A 23822-nucleotide genomic window follows, 5' to 3' on the forward strand; every position below is an offset into this window, starting at 1 on the left:
ACCGAAGGCAGCAAAAACAAGAATCGGGTGAATCGGTCGTTACACCGCCCGATCACCCGATCGCGAAACTACCTATCTCTAAACGCTCACTGGCTGCTTTACCGGCACTTGTGTGAACCAGCCATGCCGGTCGGCCACGCGGCCTTCGACGATGTCGAAGAATTCCTTGTGCAGGGCGCGAGTGATTGGACCTGTCTTGCCATCTCCGACCGCGATCTTGTCGACCGTGCGAATCGGCGTGATCTCAGCCGCTGTGCCGGTGAAGAAAACTTCGTCGGCAATGTAGAGCATCTCGCGCGGAATCATCTGCTCGACCACTGGGAACCCCAGCTCGCGGATCAGATCTATGGCGGTGGCACGGGTAATCCCGGGCAGTACCGAGTTTCCAAGCGGTGCGGTGAACACGGTGCCCTTGCGTACGACAAACAGATTCTCACCCGAGCCTTCGCTAACGTAGCCGCTCACGTCGAGAGCAATACCCTCAACGTATCCATTAAGGATGGCTTCCATCTTGATGAGCTGCGAGTTCATGTAGTTGGCGCCGGACTTTGCCATGGCAGGCAGGGTGTTTGGTGCGATTCGCGTCCACGAGGAGACGCAGACATCGACTCCCTCATCGGGCGAATCATGTCCGAGGTATTTGCCCCACGCATAGTTGCAGATGTAAACGTCGATGGGAGAGTTAAACGGATTCACACCCGCCTCGCCATATCCACGCAGCACGATCGGCCGTATGTAGCAAGGATAAACACCGTTGTGAGCGACTACTTCAACCATGGCTTGAACAATCTCTTCCTCGGTAAAGGGCACTTCCATGCGATAGACCTTGGCGGAGTTCAGAAGCCGTTCGGCGTGCTCCTGTGCACGGAAAATCGCGGCACCCTGAGGATGCTTATAGCAACGCACGCCCTCAAATACTGACGAACCGTAATTCACCACGTGCGACATTACATGCAACTTGGCATCGTCCCAGTTGATGAGCTTACCGTTGTGCCATATTTTTTCCGTCTTGGGTATCGCCATGAATGCTCCTTACCGAGATTGGGACAGCGCAAACACTACATTATATTCAGATGCTTTGGCTGCACTCAACGATTTCGTTGATTGCGGGGATAAGCGGACGACCATTTCACCACGGAGACACGGAGGCACGGAGAAGACTTGGGGAGCAAAACCGAACGGTGTGCATACCCTCGATTTGAATATAGTCGCTCAGGGATTGCTAGAGAGCATCGTCGCGACGCTTTGGACCCACTTCCATCTTTCTCCGTGCCTCCGCGCCTCCGTGGTGAATCAGCTCTCTCGCGCGTTCGAAGATTCGCCGAAACATCTCGGCTGTCAGCTTGCCCGTGTTGGTGTTTTGCAGTGAGGGATGATACGTCCCAAGCAACACCATCCCGTTAGGTATCTGGTATTCCGCTCCGTGGCGAAACTCATATGGCGCGCGTGAAGTGATGACTCCGATCCGCCGCAGGTGGTTGAGGTAGGCGTCGAAGCCGATCTTGCCTAGAGCAACTACAACTCTCAACTTCCGCAGCAATGCAATATCTGCATCGAGGAAATGGGCGCAGTTGGCAATTTCCTCTGGCGCCGGCTTGTTGCCCGGAGGGGCGCAGCGCACGGCCGCTGTGATGTAGGCGTCGGTCAGTTTCATACCATCACCGCGGTTGGTCGCCAGCGGCTGGGAGGCAAAGCCGGTTTCATACAGGACGGGGTACATGAAATCGCCAGAGCCATCACCGGTAAATGGACGCCCTGTTCGATTCGATCCGTGCGCTCCTGGAGCAAGACCAAGAATGAGCATGCGCGCGTTCCCATCTCCGAAGCCCGGTACAGGCTTCGCCCAATATTCCCAGTCCATGTAGGCACGTCGTTTGACCCGGCCAATTTCCTCGCGGTACGCAACCAGTCGCGGACAGAGTGTGCAACCGACGACTGCGTGATTCAATTCAGCAATTGATGAGTTGATGACTTTGAGAGAAGAGTTACGGGAGCCGTTCAAAGATGCCGATGTGGCGTTCGGAGCTTGTGAGGCTCTCGCACTCCTCGTCGATACTCGCGTAATCGCCGGCAAAACGATCCTTGAAGCCGAGATAAGAATCTTTATCTTCCCACACGTCGATGGTTAGATAGCGGCCGGATTGTGCATTGTCTTTGACGAGGATGGTTTCGCGATATGCAGAATCGCGACGGAAGAGACGAGCCCAGACGCCCTCGGTCCCGTAGGCGGTTTCAAATTCGTCGCAGTGTCCTGGTTCGACCGTGAATTCCCACAGAATGTAGATCATGAGCGACAAAAAGCCAGCGCTTCGCGCTGGCTTTCTTTAGCGCTTCACCACGACCTGAGCACCGTCAGAATCGTAGCCTTCATCGACAATCGTCTTCTGCGCGGCAGCGCGGATCTTCTGTTCATCGGCATCTTTCGGTGCATCGCAATAGCGGCGGACTACTTCTTCGCCCGCCTGAATTCGCACCAGCCATTTCTTCTTGTCTTTGTCCCATGAGGCTTCTACACGATCTGCTCGCATCATCCCCACCTCGGCACGGCAATATATCACTTCGGATGATCAATTCGATCCTTCCGGGACCGGACGTGTTTCCAGGCTCTCCAGATACTTCTGCGCCTGCTCGACCGAAACTGCCAATTCCTGATCGGAGCTGATGCTCAATCGCGGCCCGCTTAGCGGCTCACGCTCGAAATCTTGCTTCTTCTCCAGGTAGAGCTCTACGGTTCGATTGGCGGCAAAGTGGCTTCCCGATTCGAGGTCCCGACGAATGCGCGCGAGTGCGGTCGCCTCGTCGGCAACACATTCGATCACTGCCAGCGGCGTCCCCATCCGTTCGGCAGCAGCCCGGACGCTCTCTCGTTGATACTGCCGGGAAAACGGCCGACCATCGAGAAATACACGTAATGTCGGCTTCCGCCTGAGCAGATATTCGACGGTCTCGAGCATCACATGCTGGCAGAAATCGTCCTGCTCGACTGTGTATTCAATCTGCGATGGACCAAAGAGAGCTGGCCGGATTAGGTCCTTATCGATTACGAAGCCACCAAAGCGCTCCACCAGAGCACGCGAGAGCGTGCTCTTCCCGGTTCCGGGCAGACCAACCATGAGGATCAGCATTCATGCAGGTTAGCGCAGATGACTAACGAGTCTCACATTCTGAAGCCAGGAGCTAGCAGCAAGTAGCCAGCAGCTTCTTCTGGGTTTGACCGCATTGTTTCGCGGGTCTTACACTTGAAGTTCCGGCCGCTATTGCTGCGCCTCACAGGGTGCTCCGGCTACTTCGAAAGCGCTAGGAACACGGAAATTGACCGAAATAGAGAGCACCACGACCGAACAAAACACAGGCGAGACTCACAACCACGAACACACACAAGAGCCGCGTCCGCTCGGGGAATGTGAGCGCGAGATCTCGGTCGAGATTCCCGCCGATACCGTCTCCCATGAACTCGAGTCGTTCGTTGCCCGCTACCAGAAAATGGCGCGAGTGCCCGGCTTCCGTCGCGGTAAGACGCCGGCAAGTCTGGTGCGTCGCCGCTTCGCGGACGAATTGAAGCAGGAAGTGGTCGAGTCGCTGGTACCCAAGTACTTCCGAGAAGAAGTTCAAAAGCTCGGCTTTGCCCCTATCTCTCAGCCGAAAATCACCGACTTTCATTTTGAAGACAGCGAGCCGCTGCGCTTCAAGGCGGTTTTCGAGATCATGCCAAACATCGAGGTAGCTCCCTACTCGGATCTGAAGGCTGAAAAAGGTGATGTCTCGGTAAGCGAGGACGAAGTCGAGCATGAATTGCAGGCTCTCCGCGAGAACCAGGCTACCTACAACTCCGTCGAAGAAGATCGTGGTCTTCAAGACGGCGACTTTGCGCAAGCCAGCTTCACCGGCACTCCAATCGAAAAGCAGGAATCTAGTCTGGTAGATCCGTCAGGAAATCCCGTCAGTTCCGGACAGCAGGAGACAAAGCCTACAGGGTCGCAGCCCGTCCACATGGACGATGTGCTCGTCGACATCGGTGGCGCCAACACCGTCCGGGAGTTTAGTGAGAACCTTCGCGGAGCCAAATCGGGAGAAGAACGCACGTTCATCATTACGTATCCCGAAGACGCGCAAGACAAACGCCTCGCCGGCAAGACTCTGGAGTATAAGGTCCAGATCAAGGGGATTAAGAAGAAACAGATTCCCGAATTGAACGACGACTTCGCAAAAGGGCTTGGAGACTTCAAGAGCCTCGAAGATCTGCGCACCCGGATTCGTGAGCAGCTTGAATCTCAGAAGCGCCACGAAATCGAGCACACCGCGAAGGACAAGCTGGTGCAAGAGCTGGTCAGCCGAAACAACTTTCCGGTTCCTGAATCATTGATAGACCAGCAAGTGACTTCGCGCCTGGAGCGTGGATTCCGAGCTCTGGCTGCCCAGGGAATGCGCCCCGAGGACATGCGTAAGATGGACTTTGGTCGTTTGCGGCAGGCGCAGCGTGAGGCGGCTCTCCGTGAGGTGAAGGCATCTTTGATCCTCGAGAAGATCGCCGACAAGGAGAACATTCAAGCCAGCGATGCCGATCTCGACCTGGAAGTGGAACGCTTCGCGCAGCAATCGCGGCAACCGGTGGAGGCAGTGCGCAAAAAGTTGACTGATGAAGGCACGCTTGAGCGCATGCGCGAACGGATCCGCTACGAAAAGACTCTGGACTTTTTATATCAACGCTCTGCCTGAGCGCTCGAGCCTCGGCTTGAAGCTGACGAATGGCAGGCAGTAACCCTCGCCCGGACACAGTTCCGGGCGCAGGTGTATGTGAGTGAAGAAAGGATTACCTGCAATGGCCCTGGTTCCAATGGTAGTCGAGCAGACCAGCCGCGGAGAGCGCGCTTACGACATCTATTCGCGCCTGCTGCGGGACAACATCGTTTTCATCGGCACGCCGATCGACGACATGATCGCCAATCTCGTTATCGCGCAAATGCTCTTCCTGGCTGCGGAGGATCCCGAAAAGGACATCCAGCTTTACATCAACTCTCCCGGTGGATCGATTACTTCCGGAATGGCCATCTACGACACCATGCAGTTCGTCAAGAACGACATCATGACGATCTGCATTGGGCAAGCGGCCAGCATGGCGGCTGTGCTTCTCGCGGCGGGCACCGCCAAGAAGCGCTTTGCTCTGCCTAATTCGAGAATTCTGATCCACCAGCCTCATATCATGGGCGGTGGCATCTCCGGTCAGGCGACGGATATCGACATTCACGCGCGCGAGATCCTGCGCATGCGCGAAATCATGAACAACATCATGGCCAAGCACACTGGCCAGAAGCTGGAGAGGGTGGAGAAAGACGTAGAACGCGACTTCATCATGAACGCGCAGCAGAGCAAGGATTACGGCATCGTCGACGACATAATCTACAAGCACAAGTAGTGCTGCAGGTGTTGAACGGGATTTTCGGAGTTTCTTACGTGTATTGCACAAAAGTCACAGGCGTTCGTTACTTTTGAACCGGGGTGGTGAACACTTTTGCACTTGAAATAACGTTAGAATGTGGCCAGTGCGATAACAACTCCAGGTCCCCCAGCTTGGTTTGCTCGACGGAAAAGGGTGCTTCGCGCGCCTTAGTCCCAACGTAATCGGTTCTTCGCAGTATTGATCGGTCGCAGTCGATAGGGTAGACAGTGGTTAGGGTAGACAGGAGTACATCGTGAAAACGCGTTCCGGATCTGAAGATAGCCTACGTTGTTCGTTCTGCCACAAGTCTCAGGACGCAGTCGCCAAGCTGATCTCCTCACCAAGTGATTACCCGCGCGCTTACATCTGCGATGAATGCGTTGCGGTCTGCAATTCGATCCTTGAAGACGACCGAACAGAGACACATTCCACTGCTGCTCCCAATCATCTGCCAAAGCCTGCCGAGGTGAAGCAGTTCCTCGACGAATATGTAATCGGGCAGGACCAGACGAAGAAGAAGCTCGCAGTAGCGGTTTACAACCACTACAAGCGCATCCACATGAACCGCAATCGCAACGGCGAAGTGGAACTCACAAAATCGAACATCATGCTGATAGGGCCGACCGGCAGCGGCAAGACGCTGCTGGCTCAGACGCTCGCCAAGATGCTCGATGTGCCCTTCGCGATTGTTGATGCCACTACACTCACCGAAGCCGGCTATGTTGGTGAGGATGTCGAGAACATCATCCTCAAGCTGCTGCAGGCGGCGGACGGCGACGTAGGACGCGCGCAGACCGGAATCATCTATATCGATGAAATCGACAAGATTGGCCGCAAGGACGAGAACCCTTCAATCACTCGCGACGTTTCGGGTGAGGGCGTGCAACAAGCATTGCTGAAGATCCTCGAAGGTACGGTCGCGAATGTTCCGCCCCAAGGCGGCCGCAAGCACCCGCACCAGGAGTTCACTCCGGTTGACACGACTAACATCCTTTTCATTTGCGGCGGCGCGTTCGTTGGCCTGGAGAAAGTAATTGGGCGGCGAATCGGGAAGAAGGCGCTGGGCTTTAAGGCAGAACCCAAAGAGGGTGAAGCCCCGGTTCCAGCCATTCCCAAACGCGACACCGAGATGCTGGGCAAGGTTGAGCCGACCGACCTCATCAAGTTTGGTCTCATTCCTGAATTTGTCGGTCGGCTGCCTGTCGTAGGAGTTCTCGATGAACTCGACGAGAATGCACTGGTCGAGATCCTGACCAAGCCGCGCAATGCCATAATCAAGCAATACCAGCGGCTGTTTGAGTTCGAGAACGTCCGGCTCAAGTTCAGCGAAGACGCTACTCGTGCCGTTGCCCGCGAGGCCCTCCAAAGGAAGGTCGGCGCTCGAGGATTACGCATGATTCTGGAAGACCTGATGCTCGACCTGATGTACCACCTCCCCAGCCAGAAGCGGCTCAAGGAGTTCGAGGTAAGCCGTGAAATGGTGGAAAAACGCGACGTATCCATCCCAATGATGGAAAAAGCTGGGTAAAACGGGTCTCAGAGCTTGATTTGGCTGGGTGAGTTGAAGAGAATTGGCGATTTGAGCATCAGTTGTATAAGCTTAGGTTTTAAGCCCATAAGCTTAAGTTTTGGAAGTACAAAGGGGACCGAGTGACCCAAGCCAGGGAAAAGTTCGAAACGCGCAAGCTGCCCATGATGCCCATCCGGGACGTCGTCATCTTCCCGCATATGATGACGCCGTTCGTTGTCGGACGCGAATCGAGTGTCCGAGCGTTGGAAGAGGCGCTTGCCGGCGATCGGAAAATCTTTCTCGCTACGCAACACGACGCCAGCGTAGACGAACCCAAGCCGAACGAAATCTACCAAGTCGGCACAATCGTCAATATTGTTCAAAGCCTCAAACTGCCCGATGGCAACATCAAAGTCCTGGTCGAAGGTGTCGAGCGCGGCAAGATTCTCCAAGTTGTCGATACCGACGGTTTCTTCCATGCCAGCGTTCGCGTAGCCAAGTACACGGTAGAAGCCACGCCTGTAATCGAACAGGCGATGCAACGTGTCACCTCATTATTCGAGCAATACGTAAAGCTGTGCCAGTCGCTGAATTACGAAACGATGATTGCAGCGGTTCGCATGGAGGACCCCTCCAAGCTGACCGACGTGATCGCCGCCAACATGCAGCTTGCGATCGAAGAAAAGCAGGAGCTGCTTGAGATCTTCGATCCGGCGGAAAGATTGAACCGGGTCGCCGACGTTCTCGAAATAGAAATCGAGAAGCTCAACATGGATCGCACCATCCAGACTCGCGTAAAGCGGCAGATGGAGCGCGCTCAGAAAGAGTACTACCTCAACGAGAAGATCAAGGCCATCCAGAAAGAGCTAGGCCGCGGCGAGAAGAGCGAATGGGACGAGCTCAAGAAGAAGGTCGATGGCGCCGGCATGCCGAAGGAAGTGCACGAGAAGGCGCTTCAGGAGCTGAAGAAGCTCGAAGCCATGCCTCCGATGTCGGCCGAATCGACGGTCTCGCGCAACTATCTTGATTGGCTGCTCGCTGTACCGTGGCGCAAGAAGTCGAAAGAGATTCGCAACATCGAATCGGCAGAGAAAATCCTTAATGAAGACCATTACGGTCTGGAGAAGATCAAAGATCGCATCCTTGAATTTCTCGCCGTCCGCCAGTTGGTGAAAAATCCGAAAGGCTCGATTCTGTGCTTCGTTGGACCTCCGGGCGTGGGAAAAACTTCGCTCGGCATGTCGATCGCGAAGGCCACTGGACGCAAGTTCGTCCGCCTATCACTCGGCGGTGTGCGTGATGAAGCAGAAATTCGTGGACATCGCCGCACTTACATCGGCGCATTACCTGGGCAGATTATTCAATCCATGAAGAAGGCCGGCACGAAGAACCCAGTCATCATGCTCGATGAGATCGACAAGATGGCTGCGGACTTCCGCGGCGATCCGTCGGCCGCATTGCTCGAAGTTCTAGATCCAGAACAGAACTTCATGTTCCAGGATCACTACCTCGACGTCGAGTACGACCTCTCGCAGGTCTTCTTTGTCGCTACCGCTAACGTGCTGCACACCATTCCGGCTCCACTTCAGGACCGCATGGAAGTACTTCGGCTTCATGGCTACACCGAACTCGAGAAGCTGGAAATCGCCAAGCAGTACCTGGTGCGCAAACAGCGAACCGCTACCGGTTTGACGGAATCGAACCTGGTCTTCACCGATGACGCGATCACGGAAATCATTCGCTCCTACACACGCGAGGCCGGCGTTCGCAATCTGGAGCGCGAGATCGGCAATATCTGCCGCAAGGTAGCGCGGAAGGTCGTGAAGGAAGGTCTGGAATACGCGGTAAGCGTGAACGCTGAGACGGTGTCCGAGTTCCTCGGGGTCGCGAAATTCCGCGACACGCTGGCGCACGAAAAGAGCGAAGTCGGACTCGTAACTGGCCTTGCCTGGACAGAAGTTGGTGGATCAATCCTCTCGACCGAAGTCACGATCGTCGACGGCAAGGGCAAGACGACACTGACCGGCAAGCTCGGTGACGTAATGCAGGAATCAGCGCAAGCGGCGATAACGTACATCCGCTCTCGCGCACACAGGCTTGGCGTGCCCCGCGACTTCTATCGCAATATCGACATTCACATCCACGTGCCCGAAGGCGCCATTCCCAAGGATGGCCCCTCCGCTGGCATCACGATGGCCACAGCCATCGCCAGCGCCCTCAGCAAGATCCCAGTGCGGCGCGACATCGCGATGACTGGCGAAATCACCTTACGCGGCAAGGTCCTTCCGATCGGCGGACTCAAAGAGAAGCTGCTGGCCGCTCATCGCGCCGGCATCTTCGAAGCGATTCTGCCGAAGGACAATGAGAAGGACCTCTCCGAAGTACCTGAGAACCTTCGCAATGCCATGAAGCTCCACTTTGCGGACAACATGGACGAAGTGTTGGCAATCGCCCTGGAAGGCCCGCTGCCGCAATATAGCGGGGAGGCGGAAGGGCAAGGCCTGCCGACCGTCACGCCAACGCCGACTTCGCAGCAGCTGCCGGTACAGCATCAGTAGGGCAGTTTTCTCAGCAGTTAGTTTCAGTGAGGCCCGCGTAAGCGGGCCTTTACTTTTCAATTGGTGCTGTGGCACAGCCGCCTCGGCTCCAACCAGAAGTCAGATCATCACCATGAAAGTCCACGCCCGCTTTCTGAAATCTGCTGCTGCTCCCGAGCACTTCCCTGCTCCAGACGTACCTGAAGTAGCGTTTCTAGGACGTTCGAATGTCGGCAAATCAAGTCTGATTAACGCACTGCTCGGAGTCAAGATCGCGCACGTGAGTTCCACTCCGGGAAGAACACGGACCATCAACTTCATCGAGCTGCGGCAAAAAACCGACACATTGGAGCCGGACCTGATGCTTGCCGATCTGCCGGGTTATGGCTACGCAAAGATCTCGAAAGAAATTAGCGCCGAGTGGCCAAAGTTCATTGAGCCTTACTTGTCTGAACGCGAATCTCTGCGCTTGTGCGTATGTTTGATTGATGCAAACGTGGCTGCGCAAAAGAGTGACCGCCAACTAATTGATTGGCTGCAGCACAACGATAAGGAGTTGCTGGTTGTAGCGACAAAGGCGGATCGGCTCTCGTCGAATCAGCTCAGTAAAGCGCTTGCGCAACTCAGGCGCGAGCACCAGGTAGAACAGATTCTTCCGGTGTCAGCGAAGACTGGAGCGGGAATTAGTGAGCTATGGCGGCACCTGAAGCTAACGTAGAGACGCAGCATGCTGCGTCTCTACCATTAAAAGTTGGGGCTAGTTGCCGGCTCCCGTTCCGGTACTGCGCGCTACCAACCACCCTTGCAGGTTCGATCCTTGCATCTTCTTCAAATCTGCACAGGCGTTAATGCGTTCCACTGACTGCCGCAGCGTCCGCTCTGTTGCGGGCACGGTGTGAACCTTGAAGAAGGCGCTCACGGTGGAAGCTGCATCGGTATCACAAAAGTTTCCTGCCCCTGCGACGAGTGAGGAGCCGCTCGAGGTCGTAAACGTTTTTTCGACATCCCCCCAGTGGCCCTGAATGAATTTCCAGGCTTCCGTTCGCGTATACGGGTTCCGCAGGAAATCGCTTATGTATCCCGTAGAGTCCTGATTGCGTATCGCTCCCGACACACCCAATGCTAGCGCCTGACGTGTAAGCTCTGGCTTCTCGAAATGCGCGAGCGCATACATGAATCGGCCCCGCATCACCTGGTCAGTACTTCCTTTCAGCCGCTGCACGATCTGGTCATAAAGAGCCTGATCACCCTGAGCCGCGGCGATCTCGAGTGCGGGACGGATCAGCAACGGGTCTACCGAGCCTGGATCCTCCAGAACCTTCTGTGCCAGCTGACGAGCCTCCGCGATCACCGCAGGATCGCGCCCGACGATCCCGAGCACATCAAACAGATCCGCACGCAACGCTTTTTCCTGCGGGTCCCGAGTGTCTGCCAGCAAGTCATATGTCGGATGCAGGATGCTGCGAACCAATTGACGGAATGAGTCGCGATCACCTGGGCTGACGAGCTTGTCGTCGATATATGCGAGATTTTCCAGGACATCCTTCCAAACCTGTCGCAGGCGCTCGCCCTTGAGTTGCGAAACCAAGTCGAGATAATTGCTGATCGAGATTCGCCCAACGCGCATCAGGGCCCATTCATCACTGACCATCGAAATGCGATCAGCCGGAGTGAGTTTCGTCTGGAGACCCTTGGTCAGCTCATCGCGAAGCTTCTGTTCGTACTCCGTGCGGTAGTAACCGTGTCCATCCAGATTCGCGAATGCCGGTCCACTAGCGGAAGACTTGGCCTGCTGACCTCGCTCCGCAAGGACAAAACATGAGCTGACGCTTTCAGGAGAAAGATTCTTGTGACATACCGGCACGGTCCATACCTGCGGGCTTGTCCCTAATAGCTGACGATCATTGAAGAAGCGCTCCTGTGACACCGAGAGTTGACCGTCCGACTCCTGTGAAACATGCAGCAAAGGCGCACCGGGCTGTACGATGAAGCTCGACATGATCTTGTCTGCCGGCTTGCCTGACGCCTGAGTAATCGCGCTCCAGAAATCTTCCGCAGTCGCATTTCCGTACGAATGCGCCAGCAAATAATTGTGCACGCCCTTGCGGAAGAGCTCAGGATCGACGTAATGCTCCACCATCCGCAGCACGGCGGCGGCTTTACCATAGGCGATACCGTCAAAGAGCTCGTTGATCTCGGCGGGAGTCTCAGCCTTCTGCCGGATTGGACGCGTATTCTTCAGCGCGTCCAGACTGAGCGAGCGAGTGGTTTCTGCAAGCTCGCTCAAAGCTTCGTTCCACTCCGGCTTCCACTTCGCCACTGGCTTCGATTCGAGCCAGGTGGCAAATCCCTCGTTGAGCCAGAGGTTATCCCACCACTTCATCGTCACCAGATCGCCAAACCATTGGTGTGCCATTTCATGGGCGGCAACAGCAGCAACTAGCTCGTAGTTGTCGACATTCGCGACCTTCGGATCCAGCAGGATGAAACTCTCGCGGTAGGTGATCGCGCCTGCGTTCTCCATCGCGCCAGCTTCAAAATCGGGAATGGCTATCAAATCCAGTTTTCCGAACGGATACTTGATGCCGAAGTAATCGTTGTAGTAATGCATGATGTATTCGGCGGCTTCGAGTGCGAACTTTCCTTGATCTGTCTTGTCGGGAGTAGCACAGACGCGAATAGGAATGCCGTCGGAAGATCCGCTTACGCATTGAAAATCGCCTACGAGCAGCGCAACCAGATAGGTAGAGAGCTTCTTCGTCGTTGCAAACTTGAGAGTATGTTTGTCTTCGGAAGGACCTGGCGTATCAGCAACGAGTCTCTCGTTCGAAATGGCTGTATCGCCCTTGTCTACAACCAGAGTGATGTCAAATGTCGCCTTCCTATCGGGCTCATCGAAACAAGGAAAAGCGCGACGGGCATCCGTGGACTCAAACTGTGTGACAGCATATCGGCGCTTTGGCGTTTCACTCAAGTAGAAGCCACGCAATTTGTCGTTCAGGATTCCCGTAAAGACGATGTGCAGACGAGCTGGGCCTGCCGGGATCGTTCGCGGAGCGATGATGTTGGCCTGTTCGCGGTCGTCATCGATTGTGACTTTGGCATTCAGCGTTGCGCCATGCGTCTCAACGGTTGCTGAGGCGAACTTGATCTCTAGGGAATTAATCGTGATCATCGTCGTCGGCTTCAGCACGCGAACATCGATGATCTCGTCACCGGAAAAAGTCGCATCTTTCAGGTTAGGTGTGAAGCTGAGCTGATAGTGCTCTGGTACGACCCCTTGTGGAAGCCGCTGCGCCTGCAGATTTTTAACCGCGATGAGGCTTAGGAAAAACAATAAGAACTTCTTCATGCGATATTCCTTAATGAATTGCGAGCTGGCCGTTCAGCACGGTTGCACGACAAGTTTCTCTTCCGAACCAGTAACAGATCTCGCGATAGTCTCTTGCGTCGAAAACGGCTAGATCCGCATCTTTCCCCACTTCGATACTTCCCTTTTTGCTTCCAAGGCGCAGCGAGTGCGCAGCATTGATGGTTGCGGCACAGATCGCTTCTGCCGGACTCACACGCATTTGCGTGCACGCGAGTGAGAGCACCAACGGCATGCTGGTTGTTGGCGACGTTCCCGGATTGAAATCCGTAGCCAGGGCGATTGCCGCGCCCGCGTCGATCAACCGCCGCGCTTTAGGGTACGAATGAGCCAAGAAGTATGAGGCTCCGGGCAGCAGTGTGCAAATTGTGCTCTGCTGCGCCATGGACTGCAAATCTTTGTCGGTCAAACAATCCAGATGGTCATAAGAAGCCGGTTCGAATCTGGATAGCCTGGATAGATCCTGCGGAGTGAATTGGCAAACATGCGCTCGTGTTCCTAGGCCGACTTTTTGTGCAGCGTCGAAGACTCGTTCCGTTTGCGCGATCGTAAACGCTCCACGTTCGCAGAAGACATCGACGAACTCGGCGAGCTTTTCCCGAGCCACTTTGGGAATCATTTCGTTGCATACAAGATCCACATAGGCATCGGGTCGTTGCTGAAACTCGGCAGGCACAACATGGGCGCCCAAAAGGGTGGAGCTCACAGTCCCGGACCATTGCTGCGCCGCTCGGCGGATCGCGCGCAGCGACTTTAGCTCTGAGTCCGTCGAGAGCCCATAGCCGGATTTCGCCTCGACGGTTGTGGTTCCCGAGCGTTCCATATCCTCGAAGGCGCGCAACACGGTGCTCGACAACTCTTCCTCGCTCGCCTTACGCACACCTTCCATGCTGGAACGAATACCGCCTCCGGCCTTGGCAATCTCCTCGTACGTGCTTCCATGAATCCGCTGCTCAAAATCGATCAGGCGAGGCAAGACAAATACAGGATGTGTGTGGGAATCCACAAATCCCGGCAGGACCGTACCTCGCCTGCAATCGAAGACTCGAAGATCCGCTCCAATCTCCTGCGTCGCCCGCGCTCCAACTTCGACCTCGGAGCCAACAGCAACAATTTTTCCATCACGACAGAAGACGGCGGTGTTCTGAAGAATTCCCAGCTCCAGCAGCTCTCGACCGCGAAGCGGTTGGTTTCGACCAGCGACGTCCTTCAACGTAAGCAACTGGCCAATATTGGTTAGCAGGAGAGGTTTGGCTACGCCCTGCGCAGGAATGGCGCTCACTCGTGTCGGCCACCCGTGACTGAAGAATTCGGAATCGAAGATCCAGTCGTATCTTTCCGCGGCCCTGAACCCCGCTGCATGGGGATGTGAACACCCGTGCGATCGGCGAAAGACTGCGCCTCTTGATAGCCAGCATCAGCGTGCCTGGCAACTCCGATGCCCGGATCGTTGGTGAGGACCCGCTCGATGCGCTTTGCCATTATGTCCGTGCCATCGGCAACCGTCACCTGGCCGGCGTGCTGCGAATACCCAATGCCCACTCCGCCGCCGTTGTGGATAGAGACCCAGCTTGCGCCGCTGGCAGTATTCAGCAAGGCATTAAGAAAGGCCCAGTCTGCGATGGCATCGCTGCCATCCTTCATGGACTCGGTTTCCCGAAATGGAGACGCGACAGAACCACAATCAAGATGGTCGCGACCGATAACGATTGGAGCTTTAAGTTTGCCGCGCTTCACAAGATCGTTCATCGCCAGTCCGAACTGGGCACGTTCTCCGTAACCTAGCCAGCAGATACGCGCAGGCAATCCCTGGAATCGAATCCGTTTGCGTGCCAAATTGATCCAGCGACTGAGAATCTGGTTTTCAGGAAACATCTCCAGGATTAGGTCGTCGGTTACAGCAATGTCTGACGGCTCTCCTGAAAGGGCAACCCAGCGAAATGGCCCGCGTCCTTCGCAGAAGAGCGGACGAATGTATGCTGGAACAAATCCGGGAAAATCGTAGGCATTCTTGACGCCACGCTCGAACGCGAATGTGCGAATGTTGTTGCCGTAGTCAAAGGTCACCGATCCCGACTTCTGCAGTTCCAGCATGCCTTCTACGTGGCGAGCAATGGAATCCAGCGAGCGCTCCAGATAGCCTTTAGGATCATTACGTCGCAGCTCGTCGGCAGCATCGATCGTTAAACCGGCGGGAATGTAACCGTTCAGTGGATCGTGCGCGGAAGTTTGATCTGTGAGCAGATCGGGCTTAACGCCGCGAGCGGCCAGCTCCGGAATTACCTCCGCACAGTTCCCGACCAGGCCAACCGAGACTGCTTCCCTCTTGCGAATCGAATTCTTCAGAATGCGCAGAGCCTCATCGAGGCTGTTCACCATGAAATCGCAATAGCCGGTCTTCAAGCGCTTCTTGATGCGCTCGGGATTGACGTCAATACCGAGGAAACAGGCACCAGCCATCGTGGCGGCCAGCGGCTGCGCGCCGCCCATGCCCCCCATGCCGCCGCTTACGACTAACTTGCCTGCCAGGTCACCACTGAAATGCTTCTCACCCGCTGCTGAGAACGTCTCGAACGTCCCTTGAACGATTCCCTGCGAGCCGATGTAAATCCAGGATCCGGCAGTCATCTGGCCATACATCGTCAGTCCAGCGCGTTCGAGTTCGTTGAACTTCTCCCAATTTGACCAGTGCCCGACGAGGTTCGAATTCGCAATGAGCACGCGCGGCGCGTAGTCGTGAGTCTTGAAGACGCCCACTGGCTTACCCGATTGCACGATCAGCGTCTCGTCACCTTCAAGATTCCGAAGAGAGCTAACAATCGCGTGATAACAATCCCAGTTGCGCGCAGCCCGGCCAGTCCCACCATAGACGACTAGATCCTGCGGACGCTCTGCCACCTCGGCATCGAGGTTATTCATGAGCATCCGCATAGCGGCTTCCTGTTGCCAGCCCTTGCAGGAAATCTGCGTGCCGCGGGGAGCTTTGATTCCCGTTTCCGTGGTTGGAGGCGCTTCTGTTTCAACCGGCATAAGGCGGTTTCCTCAGGCAGAACAAAACTCTTTAGCCTACGGCTTGAGACTGGCTGAAGCAAGTGCGGCAGCAGCGTGTCCGCTTCGGTTGAGAGCGCCGGTTCGCCCCAACCTAATCACGAAAGTGCTCCTCCTCCGGAGTGATTAGTTGTCTTCGAGTCCTTTACAACGACTGAACAGTTGGCGTATCCATGAACTAAGCAAAGCGCGCTCCATCGTCCGAAGCCATGATTCAACGAACTTCTCACGCAACGCGCATTGCGGCAGTTATTCTTGCCGCTCTCATTCTCGGAAGCTGCGGGGGCGGCTCTTCATCGCCCTCTCCGAATCCTACGCCCACTCCGTCCGGGCCTCCTCCGATGCTTGCGCTGAGTCTTGTGGTAACGGGACTTACGTCGCCCCTCGATCTTGAATCGCCTGATGACGGAAGCGGGAGGCTCTTTGCGGTGGAGCAGGGTGGCCGCATCAAGATCATTCAAAACGGCTCCGTCTTGTCTCCGCCTTTTCTTGACATAAGTTCGAAGATTGCGACTGGTGGTGAGATGGGGCTTCTGGGCGTCACCTTCCATCCCAACTTTTCGGTGAGCCGCAAGTTCTACGTCAATTATGTACGCACGCAAGCAGGGCAGATTCAGTCGGTGATCGCCGAGTACTTGCTTGCGAGCGCAACCTCGAATCAGGTTGACGCGACCACCGAGCGCATTCTGCTCACCGTGGACCAGGTTGGGAACTTCACCAATCACAAAGCCGGCGAGTTGGCCTTCGGTGCCGATGGGTTTCTGTACTTCGGACTCGGTGACGGCGGAAGCGGAGGAGACCCAAACGGGAATGGCCAGAACAAGCAGACTCTGCTCGGCAAGCTAATGCGCATCGATGTCGATGGCACGAGCGGGGGACTACAGTACCGAATTCCATCCGACAATCCGTTTGCGAGCGGCGGTGGCCTGCCAGAAATTTACGCTTACGGCTTCCGCAATCCCTGGCGCTTCTCCTTCGACAGACCATCGAACCGCTTTTTCGTTGCCGACGTTGGCCAGGGTTCTTTCGAGGAAGTTGATGTCGTGCAGAAGAGTGGTAATTACGGCTGGAACACGATGGAAGGCAATCACTGCTTCAATCCCGCAACGGGATGTAACATGACAGGACTCGCTCTACCGATTGCTGAATACGATCATTCGGTGGGCATCGCAGTCATCGGCGGATATGTCTACCATGGTGCCTCAATCGCCGCCTTACAGGGCACGTACGTATTCGGGGACTTAAACGGAAAAGTCTTTGGCTTACAAGAGACCAGCCCCAATAACTGGACGCGCACTCTATTGGCCACGACAAGCACCCAGCTTAGCTCCTTCGGCCAGGATCAATCTGGAGAGCTGTACGTGGTGGACCTCTCAGGAAGCGTCTTCAAGATTCGAGCTCAGTAGACAAGCGGAGAAATAAATGCGCGGCGTGGGCTGGCCGTAGGTCCCGACGCCCGCCCTCTTGCGGGTTTTTTGCGGTTACCCCAAGCAGCGCTGTTCGCCCACGTACGCTAAGTCCAGAATCGAACACTTCAGTTCCGCTAAATTCATCCTAAGCGCCTCAAATTGAAGCTGTTACTCCTAGCCTCGTTGGCAGCGCAATTGCCCATCACTGAAATGGAGGCAAGATGCAGACTTTGGCGCAGGACATTCGTTACGCGCTGCGGCAGTTGCGCAACTCGCCGGGATTCACTATTACAGCTTTGCTGACGCTGGCGATCGGCATCGGCGCAAACACGGCGATTTTCACCCTCGTGCATGGTGTTCTGATGAAGTCGCTGCCTGTAGCCAATCCAGCGCAGCTGTACAAGCTGGGCAATGAATACAACTGCTGCGTCGAGGGCGATCTACAAGACAACTGGTCAATGTTCGCCTACAACTTCTACGAGTACGCGCGAGATCACACGCCCGCCTTCGAGGAACTTGCTGCTGCGCAAACCAACCGTCCCGACCTCACTGTCCGGCGTGCAGATTCAAATGCCGCTGCTGAGGCGCTTTCAGGTGAGTTTGTCTCTGGAAATTACTTTTCAACTCTCGGCGTCCGTGCGTATGCGGGCCGGACAATTGCTCCCAACGATGACAAGATTGGCGCGCCTGCAGTTGCAGTGATCAGCTATCGCACTTGGCAGCTGAAGTATGGCTCCGACCCATCACTTGTCGGAGCGAACGTTATGCTCAACGGCATCCCAGCCAACGTTATTGGAGTGTCTGCTCCGGGTTTTTTCGGCGATCGCCTGGAGAGCGATCCGCCTGATTTTTGGATTCCGATTTCGCAGGAACCCGTCTTTCGTCGGGAAAACTCGCTGCTGCGTCTGCCGGCGACCGCGTGGCTCTACATGATCGGCCGACTTCGTCCCGACGCTAATCCCACACAGGTATCTGCTCAGCTAACAACTGAACTGCGGCAGTACTTGATGACCCCGGGCAATTCCAACCAACACATGGATCTCAAGAAACTCGACAAACAGATGATCCATCTGGCTCCGGGTGGCGGCGGCATTAACTCCATGAAGGACGACTACGAGCAGGGCCTGCTCCTGTTGATGTCTGCCTCGGGTGCAGTCCTCATCATCGCCTGTGCCAACTTGGCGAACTTACTCTTGGCGCGTGGAGCTGCAACTCGGCTGCGAACTTCTCTTCAATTGGCCATTGGCGCAACTCGCGGACGCATCATTCGCGCACAGGTGACCGAGAGCCTGGTTTTGTCGATCGCCGGAGGTGCTCTCGGATTGTTGATTGCGATGTACGCAAGCAAGGCAATGCTGCTGATCGCTTTTCGTGGATCGACGAACGTACCGATCTCGACTGCCCCATCCCTGCCCGTGCTCGGGTTTACGACTCTCGTCGCGATTCTCACCGGAATCATCTTCGGCGTTGGGCCGGCATGGATGGCCTCTCACACCGATCCCGCGGAAGCACTTCGCGGCGCTACTCGCGTAACGGGAGACGCCTCCGCTCTGCCGCAACGCTCACTCATTGTCCTGCAGGCGGCGGTATCGCTCGTGCTCCTCACCGTGGCGGCGTTGCTCACGCAGACACTGCGCAATCTCGACAATCAGGATTATGGAATCCAGCGCGAAGGCAGGCTCCTGGTTCAGTTCAATCCGCAGAGCGCGGGTTACACGCAAGAGCGATTGGTGGGGCTGTACCAGCAAATGGACAATCGATTTTCCCACTTGCCGGGAGTAATCACGGCAAGCATGTCGCTTTACACGGCGCAACAAGGGAATAACTGGGGAGAGAGTATTCACTTTGCCGGCAAGACCGGGGAATTCGGTTCATCGTGGGACCGCGTGAGCGCACATTACTTCGAGACAATTGGCACTCCGATCGTTCGCGGCCGTGGCTTTAGTGACCAGGACACAGCTACTTCACAGAAGGTGGCAGTGATCAATGAAGCATTTGCTCGCAAATACTTCCCGAATGAGGATCCAATCGGCAAGCACTTCGGCAAGGATGAGCAGAGCCACGCCGGCGACTACGAGATCGTGGGAGTAGCAAAGGACGCAAAGTACCAGGATGCATCCCGGCCTGCACGTTCCATGTTCTTCGTGCCGCTTCCACAAAAGATCAAATATGACGTGCCGGTGGACAACATGGTCGAGGACTCCTCTATGTACATGGGCACCATCGAGCTACATTTGCAAGGTGATCCTGATAGCTTCGCTCCATATGTCCGTCGAACCCTCGGAGAAATTGACCCGAATCTCACGCCCACGTCCATACGCAGCTTCGACGAGCAGGTGAAGATTCAAGCCAGCGCTCACACGCTGATAGGCCGCCTGAGTAGCGCATTCGGCTTTATCGCACTCCTCCTGGCTTCGGTGGGACTCTATGGAGTTACGGCATATCGCGTGGCGCGTCGCACCAGCGAAGTTGGTCTACGGATGGCACTTGGGGCAAACCGAACTGACATAGTCTCGTTGATCCTGCGCGGAGCGTTTTCCCAAGTCGGAATCGGATTGCTGATCGGAGTCCCGTTCTGCTTTCTTGCCAAGCGCTGGCTGCAGCATCAGCTCTACGGGATCGGCAAGTTCGATCCGACGAGCCTGATTATTGCGATTGCAGTGCTTGGGATCTGCGCATTCGTCGCAAGCTTACTTCCCGCCGGCCGTGCGGCGGCGATTGAGCCAATGAAAGCATTGAGGACTGAATAATCTTACAGGGCGCGGCCATCCCGATTCACCAAGTGCTATATCTAGTACCGTCGGAGCCGACGAGGTTGGAGCCGCTGTGGACGTTCGAAATACCAGGCTCAGTCTGGTCGAGGCTGATCAGCGTGTCCGAATTCTCAACCTGCCATGTCTCGGCCGAATCCGTAAATGGGTCCTTAGGAATCTTTCGCAGATATCCGGCGTCGACAAGGTCCTGCAGCGACTGGGGAGCCTTTTCTTTGTCCATTGCGTAGTTGTTGATCTGATCACGCAAAATCTTAAGATCCTGTCGCAGCCTGGCCTCTTTGCATTTCGTAGGTGACAACCAGCAGCAGCCAGTCAAAGTGATCGATATCAGGATGATTACAGTCGAGCTTAGAGAAGAGCGAAGCATCACCAACTGCTATAAGCTGTGCCGTCGCTGCCGATCTGATTTGAGCCGCTGTGCACATCGGAAATGCCGGGTTCGGTTTGATCGAGGCTGATCAGCGTGTCTGAGTTTTCCACTTGCCAGGTTTCCTCCGAACCGGTAAACGGGTCTTTCGGAATTTTTCGTAGATATCCCGCATCAATCAGGTCTTGCAGCGATTGCGGCGCCTTCTCTTTGTCCATGGTGAAGTTATCGATCTGATCACGCATGGTTTTGAGATCTTGCCGGAGTATAGCCTCTTTGGCGCGGAGCAATGATTGCTGGTACGCAGGCACAGCGATTGCCACGAGAATCAGGATGATCGAGATAACAATCATTAACTCGATCAGCGTAAAGCCGCACAGGCCCGCAGTGCTGCTGACCCTCGTTTTTGTACGATTCACCATGTGTTGTACTTCGTTCCATCCAGCGCTGTGCCTTCGCTTTTGGTAAACACGTCGAAGACATTTTGCCCACCCCAGGAGGTGGAATCTGGATCATCCTGGTTGGAGCGCATTCCCCATTCGGTACTTCCGGTCATCGGATCAACTGGAATCCGCCGCAAAAAACGCAGTTTTTTGCCTTGCACGTCTACACCATCCACGAGCGTCTGCATGTCCGGCGGATATCCCAGGCTATCGACCTTGGTTTGGAAGGCACCGCGATCCGCGGCATCTTTGTAGCGATCAATCGCGTCTCGCATCTCCCACAGATCGCGTTTCAATTCGATTTCCCTATCACGCTTCACGCGAACCCGAACGATGGGCACCGCCGCCCCCGCGAGCAAACCAATGATGGCAATCGCGATGATCAATTCGATCAGCGTTATACCGCGATTGCCTGCAAGGACGTGACGCCGCAAAGCTCGATGCATAAATCCGAAAACCCTACTGAACCTTCACTGTCATCTGCGAACCCAGCACTTGAATGGGTTGCTGCTGGCTGTTTCGCGCCCCCGGACGAGTGATGCTGATCACGGTATCGCCCGGTTGTTTCGCTTGAAGCGTGACAGTGAATACAGTGCCCTGCCCGCTTACTCCTCCCGAACCTGGTGGTCGCGAGGCTGAAGCAACGAGGACGCCCGTGTTTACGTCGTCACGATTCACCAACGCTACAGGCTGCCCATCTTTGGTCAGGAAGTCGCCATTGTCGATCTTCACAACTGAGAGATGTTTCGGATCATAAGTGATCTGAAGGGGCACCGAGGCCACGTCAGCACCGCCGTTCATCGTTACTCCTACCGTGAAGGTGCCGCCATTGGTCGTAGTAATCGATGCAGGATCGAAGCGCAAAACAGCCTGCCCGGAGGGCGTGGCGGATTGTTGCCCAGAGGACGTTGTCGCCGGGCTCACGGACTGCGGGGGAGGCACCTGGACTCCCCCAACTGTCGGAGCGGGAGCCGCAGCAGGGTTCGACAGAGCCGCGGTGCTCGACGGCGCCGCAGTCCTTGGCTGTTGCTGTTGAAGCTGACCTTGCGGCGACGGCGCCTCGCCTTGCCCACCACGGCCCGGACGATTCGGTGTGACTCTCAGTTCAATGCCCGTACCTGTCCCCACGTCGATCGGTCGCAGGTTCAAATCGGTAACGTCCTGATCGCGTACCAAATGGGGAATCAGGACAAACACTACTTCATTCTGCAAGTGATCGATTTTCTGACTGCCGAAGATGTACTTCAATATGGGAACTTGACCCAAGCCGGGAATGCCGGTGTAGTTCTTTTGGTCTTGATCCTCGAAAATTCCCCCCATCAGATTCACTTCGCCTTCACGCAGGCGAATCTGATGATCGATCTTGCGCTGGCTGATGACGGGCTGGTCAATCCCTCCGATTGAAACGGTATTAGTCTGCGAGGAGATGTCCATTGTCACCTTCAAAGTGACATCCCCGTTTAAATGCACAGTGGGCTGAACATCGATGTTTACGCCAACATCGAGATATTGAAATTGCGTGTTGACGAGCGGGTTGATGCCAACACCACCAATGCCGGGCTGAAACGATCCCGTGGCAATCGGAATACGCGAGCCGATCTTGAGCGATGCCTTCTGGCCGTCCGAAGCTCGGATTTCCGGGTTCTGCAGCAGTTTGGTATCAGAATCGCTGAAGAGAGCGTTCAGTTGCGCCTGGGGGACACTCACCGCGAAATCCGTGGCATTCAAGTGTGCAAACGTATTCAGCGTCAGTCCGTTGTTTGATGTAGTGGTCGACTGCTGCTGCCCGTTGTTGGCGTTCGGATTTGTGGTCGTCGTCTGTCCGGGTGGGATAAGCTGAATTCCAATCGGTCCATTCGCCAGGGATGGCGTAAATCCCAGGTTGCGCATCTTTTCCCGGGAAACTTGGAGAATGGCGACGTCTACAACCACTTCAGCGCGAGATTTATCGAGATCGCCCACGATCTTGGACGCAAGCGCAACCTGGTCTGGAGTGCCACGCACGACGAGCGCGTTCTCAGCTGCAATCGGCTGCACGCGCGTGATGTCCAGAATTGTGCGGAGTGTATTCGCGATGTCCTGGAACTCGGTTTGGCTGTTCGCGTTGGTGAGATAAAAAGTCTTCACCACGCTCTGATCCAGGTCCTTGCGCTTTGTTTGTGTATTCGGTGCAACGAAAATTGTATTTGGCGTCACTGGCCGCCAAAACGTGCCTGACTGGATCGAGACAATGCTCAGTGCCTCCTGCAATGTGACACCGTTCAGCTCAAGCGCCGGAAGCTGCCTCGCAACATAGTCCGGATCGAACAGGATATTGACGCCGGCGAGCTTGCCGATCGTTTGATAGATCGTCTTGCTATCGCCGGAGATATGCATATTGATCGAGAGATCGTTGATCGGAGCAAGGGCTACTGGTCCCTGTGCCTGCTCGATGCGCTGCCGCAAAATGTCATCGCGCTTCGGCTCTTGCTGACTCGTGTTCCCTTGCCCGGTAGCAGCTGCAATTTGAGCCTTGGTACGAGTAATCTCCTGCTGAGCAATGAAACTAGAGGGATCGATCTGCGCTGCCGTTTGAAATTCCTGAAGGGCCTTCTCGAGCTCGCCGTTCTGACGCAACTGCTGGCCATGCTTAACGTGAACAGCTGCAGCTTGGAACTTCATTCGCTCAAACGATGAGCGATAACGTAAGTCGGTCGGTTTTTCGTCGTAGGCCGCTTTGTAAGCCTCATAGGCCTCGAGATAGTTCTGCCTTGCCTCCGCTTGTTGGCCTTTGTGATAAAGAGACTTTGCTGATTCAGCATGGCTTGTGGAAACCGCCAGGACACACGCCAGCAGCAAGAGAGTGCTTCGGTTGGAGATTCTCAAACCTACTCCTTCAAGCAAAGTTGTTGGACACACTCGTCCAACACCGGTCGTGAGCGGCAGCT

19 protein-coding genes are annotated in these 23822 nt (G+C 55.5%); 7 read left to right on the forward strand and 12 right to left on the reverse strand.

Annotated elements, in window-relative coordinates:
* Positions 1-78: 78 nt before the first annotated feature.
* The 5 genes from VNX88_06090 to VNX88_06110 all read right to left on the reverse strand — a co-directional run bounded on the left by VNX88_06090 (position 79) and on the right by VNX88_06110 (position 3125).
* The gene (locus VNX88_06090) at positions 79-1023 is read right to left on the reverse strand and encodes a branched-chain amino acid transaminase (GenBank protein HWY68215.1); all 945 of its coding nucleotides are present in this window, start codon (positions 1021-1023) and stop codon (positions 79-81) included.
* 199 nt (positions 1024-1222) lie between these two features.
* Positions 1223-1948, reverse strand: coding sequence for a uracil-DNA glycosylase (locus VNX88_06095; GenBank protein ID HWY68216.1), 726 nt, complete (start codon positions 1946-1948; stop codon positions 1223-1225).
* 37 nt (positions 1949-1985) lie between these two features.
* Complete coding sequence (locus VNX88_06100; protein ID HWY68217.1) at positions 1986-2288, reverse strand: antibiotic biosynthesis monooxygenase; 303 nt, start codon at positions 2286-2288, stop codon at positions 1986-1988.
* A 36-nt stretch (positions 2289-2324) separates the two neighbouring features.
* Entirely contained in the window at positions 2325-2531 is a 207-nt protein-coding gene (locus VNX88_06105) for a hypothetical protein (GenBank protein ID HWY68218.1), read from the reverse strand.
* A gap of 36 nt (positions 2532-2567) precedes the next feature.
* On the reverse strand, positions 2568-3125 hold the full coding sequence (locus VNX88_06110) for an ATP-binding protein (protein HWY68219.1): 558 nt from the start codon (positions 3123-3125) through the stop codon (positions 2568-2570).
* Between the two features lie 187 nt (positions 3126-3312).
* On the opposite strand from VNX88_06110, the gene tig reads away from it, so the two are divergent.
* The 5 genes from tig to yihA all read left to right on the forward strand — a co-directional run bounded on the left by tig (position 3313) and on the right by yihA (position 10202).
* Complete coding sequence (gene tig / locus VNX88_06115; protein ID HWY68220.1) at positions 3313-4716, forward strand: trigger factor; 1404 nt, start codon at positions 3313-3315, stop codon at positions 4714-4716.
* 103 nt (positions 4717-4819) lie between these two features.
* Positions 4820-5413 (forward strand): ATP-dependent Clp endopeptidase proteolytic subunit ClpP, encoded by a 594-nt coding sequence (gene clpP / locus VNX88_06120; GenBank protein HWY68221.1) that lies wholly within the window; start codon positions 4820-4822, stop codon positions 5411-5413.
* Between the two features lie 277 nt (positions 5414-5690).
* On the forward strand, positions 5691-6965 hold the full coding sequence (clpX, locus tag VNX88_06125; protein HWY68222.1) for an ATP-dependent Clp protease ATP-binding subunit ClpX: 1275 nt from the start codon (positions 5691-5693) through the stop codon (positions 6963-6965).
* A 122-nt stretch (positions 6966-7087) separates the two neighbouring features.
* Positions 7088-9505, forward strand: coding sequence for an endopeptidase La (gene lon / locus VNX88_06130; protein HWY68223.1), 2418 nt, complete (start codon positions 7088-7090; stop codon positions 9503-9505).
* 112 nt (positions 9506-9617) lie between these two features.
* Complete coding sequence (gene yihA / locus VNX88_06135; GenBank protein HWY68224.1) at positions 9618-10202, forward strand: ribosome biogenesis GTP-binding protein YihA/YsxC; 585 nt, start codon at positions 9618-9620, stop codon at positions 10200-10202.
* Positions 10203-10241: 39 nt separating this feature from the next.
* On the opposite strand, the gene VNX88_06140 is transcribed toward yihA, so the two are convergent.
* The 3 genes from VNX88_06140 to hutU are packed head-to-tail and all read right to left on the reverse strand — an operon-like array spanning position 10242 to position 15884.
* A complete protein-coding gene (locus tag VNX88_06140) occupies positions 10242-12836 on the reverse strand; it encodes a M1 family aminopeptidase (GenBank protein HWY68225.1) in 2595 nt (864 codons plus the stop codon).
* A gap of 10 nt (positions 12837-12846) precedes the next feature.
* Positions 12847-14136 carry an imidazolonepropionase gene (gene hutI, locus VNX88_06145; protein ID HWY68226.1) on the reverse strand — a complete coding sequence of 430 codons (1290 nt, stop codon included), beginning with the start codon at positions 14134-14136 and terminating at the stop codon, positions 12847-12849.
* On the reverse strand, positions 14133-15884 hold the full coding sequence (gene hutU, locus VNX88_06150) for a urocanate hydratase (GenBank protein ID HWY68227.1): 1752 nt from the start codon (positions 15882-15884) through the stop codon (positions 14133-14135). Before hutU ends, hutI begins: the two co-directional genes overlap by 4 nt.
* 227 nt (positions 15885-16111) lie before the next feature.
* Here hutU and VNX88_06155 point away from each other — a divergent pair, with 227 nt between their 5' ends.
* Positions 16112-17308, forward strand: coding sequence for a PQQ-dependent sugar dehydrogenase (locus tag VNX88_06155; protein HWY68228.1), 1197 nt, complete (start codon positions 16112-16114; stop codon positions 17306-17308).
* Positions 17309-17532: 224 nt separating this feature from the next.
* Positions 17533-20061, forward strand: coding sequence for an ABC transporter permease (locus VNX88_06160; protein ID HWY68229.1), 2529 nt, complete (start codon positions 17533-17535; stop codon positions 20059-20061).
* A 25-nt stretch (positions 20062-20086) separates the two neighbouring features.
* Here the strand turns inward: VNX88_06160 and VNX88_06165 are convergent, their stop codons facing one another.
* The 4 genes from VNX88_06165 to VNX88_06180 form a co-directional block, all read right to left on the reverse strand.
* On the reverse strand, positions 20087-20332 hold the full coding sequence (locus VNX88_06165) for a hypothetical protein (protein ID HWY68230.1): 246 nt from the start codon (positions 20330-20332) through the stop codon (positions 20087-20089).
* A 119-nt stretch (positions 20333-20451) separates the two neighbouring features.
* Complete coding sequence (locus VNX88_06170; GenBank protein HWY68231.1) at positions 20452-20874, reverse strand: prepilin-type N-terminal cleavage/methylation domain-containing protein; 423 nt, start codon at positions 20872-20874, stop codon at positions 20452-20454.
* Positions 20868-21341 (reverse strand): prepilin-type N-terminal cleavage/methylation domain-containing protein, encoded by a 474-nt coding sequence (locus tag VNX88_06175; protein HWY68232.1) that lies wholly within the window; start codon positions 21339-21341, stop codon positions 20868-20870. The genes VNX88_06170 and VNX88_06175 overlap by 7 nt, the downstream gene beginning before the upstream one ends.
* Positions 21342-21354: 13 nt before the next feature.
* Positions 21355-23760 carry a cohesin domain-containing protein gene (locus tag VNX88_06180; protein HWY68233.1) on the reverse strand — a complete coding sequence of 802 codons (2406 nt, stop codon included), beginning with the start codon at positions 23758-23760 and terminating at the stop codon, positions 21355-21357.
* Between the last annotated feature and the right edge of the window lie 62 nt (positions 23761-23822).

The sequence above is a fragment of the Terriglobales bacterium genome (assembly GCA_035567895.1).
GTDB lineage: Bacteria > Acidobacteriota > Terriglobia > Terriglobales > Acidobacteriaceae > Gp1-AA112.

Coding starts and splice junctions, on each gene's coding strand:
- hutU (HWY68227.1), bottom strand. CDS start 15,884: ATGCCGGTTGAAACAGAAGCGCCTCCAACCACGGAAACGGGAATCAAA.
- VNX88_06160 (HWY68229.1), top strand. CDS start 17,533: ATGCAGACTTTGGCGCAGGACATTCGTTACGCGCTGCGGCAGTTGCGC.
- VNX88_06140 (HWY68225.1), bottom strand. CDS start 12,836: ATGAAGAAGTTCTTATTGTTTTTCCTAAGCCTCATCGCGGTTAAAAAT.
- VNX88_06155 (HWY68228.1), top strand. CDS start 16,112: ATGATTCAACGAACTTCTCACGCAACGCGCATTGCGGCAGTTATTCTT.
- VNX88_06170 (HWY68231.1), bottom strand. CDS start 20,874: ATGGTGAATCGTACAAAAACGAGGGTCAGCAGCACTGCGGGCCTGTGC.
- clpP (HWY68221.1), top strand. CDS start 4,820: ATGGCCCTGGTTCCAATGGTAGTCGAGCAGACCAGCCGCGGAGAGCGC.
- VNX88_06100 (HWY68217.1), bottom strand. CDS start 2,288: ATGATCTACATTCTGTGGGAATTCACGGTCGAACCAGGACACTGCGAC.
- VNX88_06105 (HWY68218.1), bottom strand. CDS start 2,531: ATGATGCGAGCAGATCGTGTAGAAGCCTCATGGGACAAAGACAAGAAG.
- VNX88_06175 (HWY68232.1), bottom strand. CDS start 21,341: ATGCATCGAGCTTTGCGGCGTCACGTCCTTGCAGGCAATCGCGGTATA.
- VNX88_06110 (HWY68219.1), bottom strand. CDS start 3,125: ATGCTGATCCTCATGGTTGGTCTGCCCGGAACCGGGAAGAGCACGCTC.
- yihA (HWY68224.1), top strand. CDS start 9,618: ATGAAAGTCCACGCCCGCTTTCTGAAATCTGCTGCTGCTCCCGAGCAC.
- VNX88_06090 (HWY68215.1), bottom strand. CDS start 1,023: ATGGCGATACCCAAGACGGAAAAAATATGGCACAACGGTAAGCTCATC.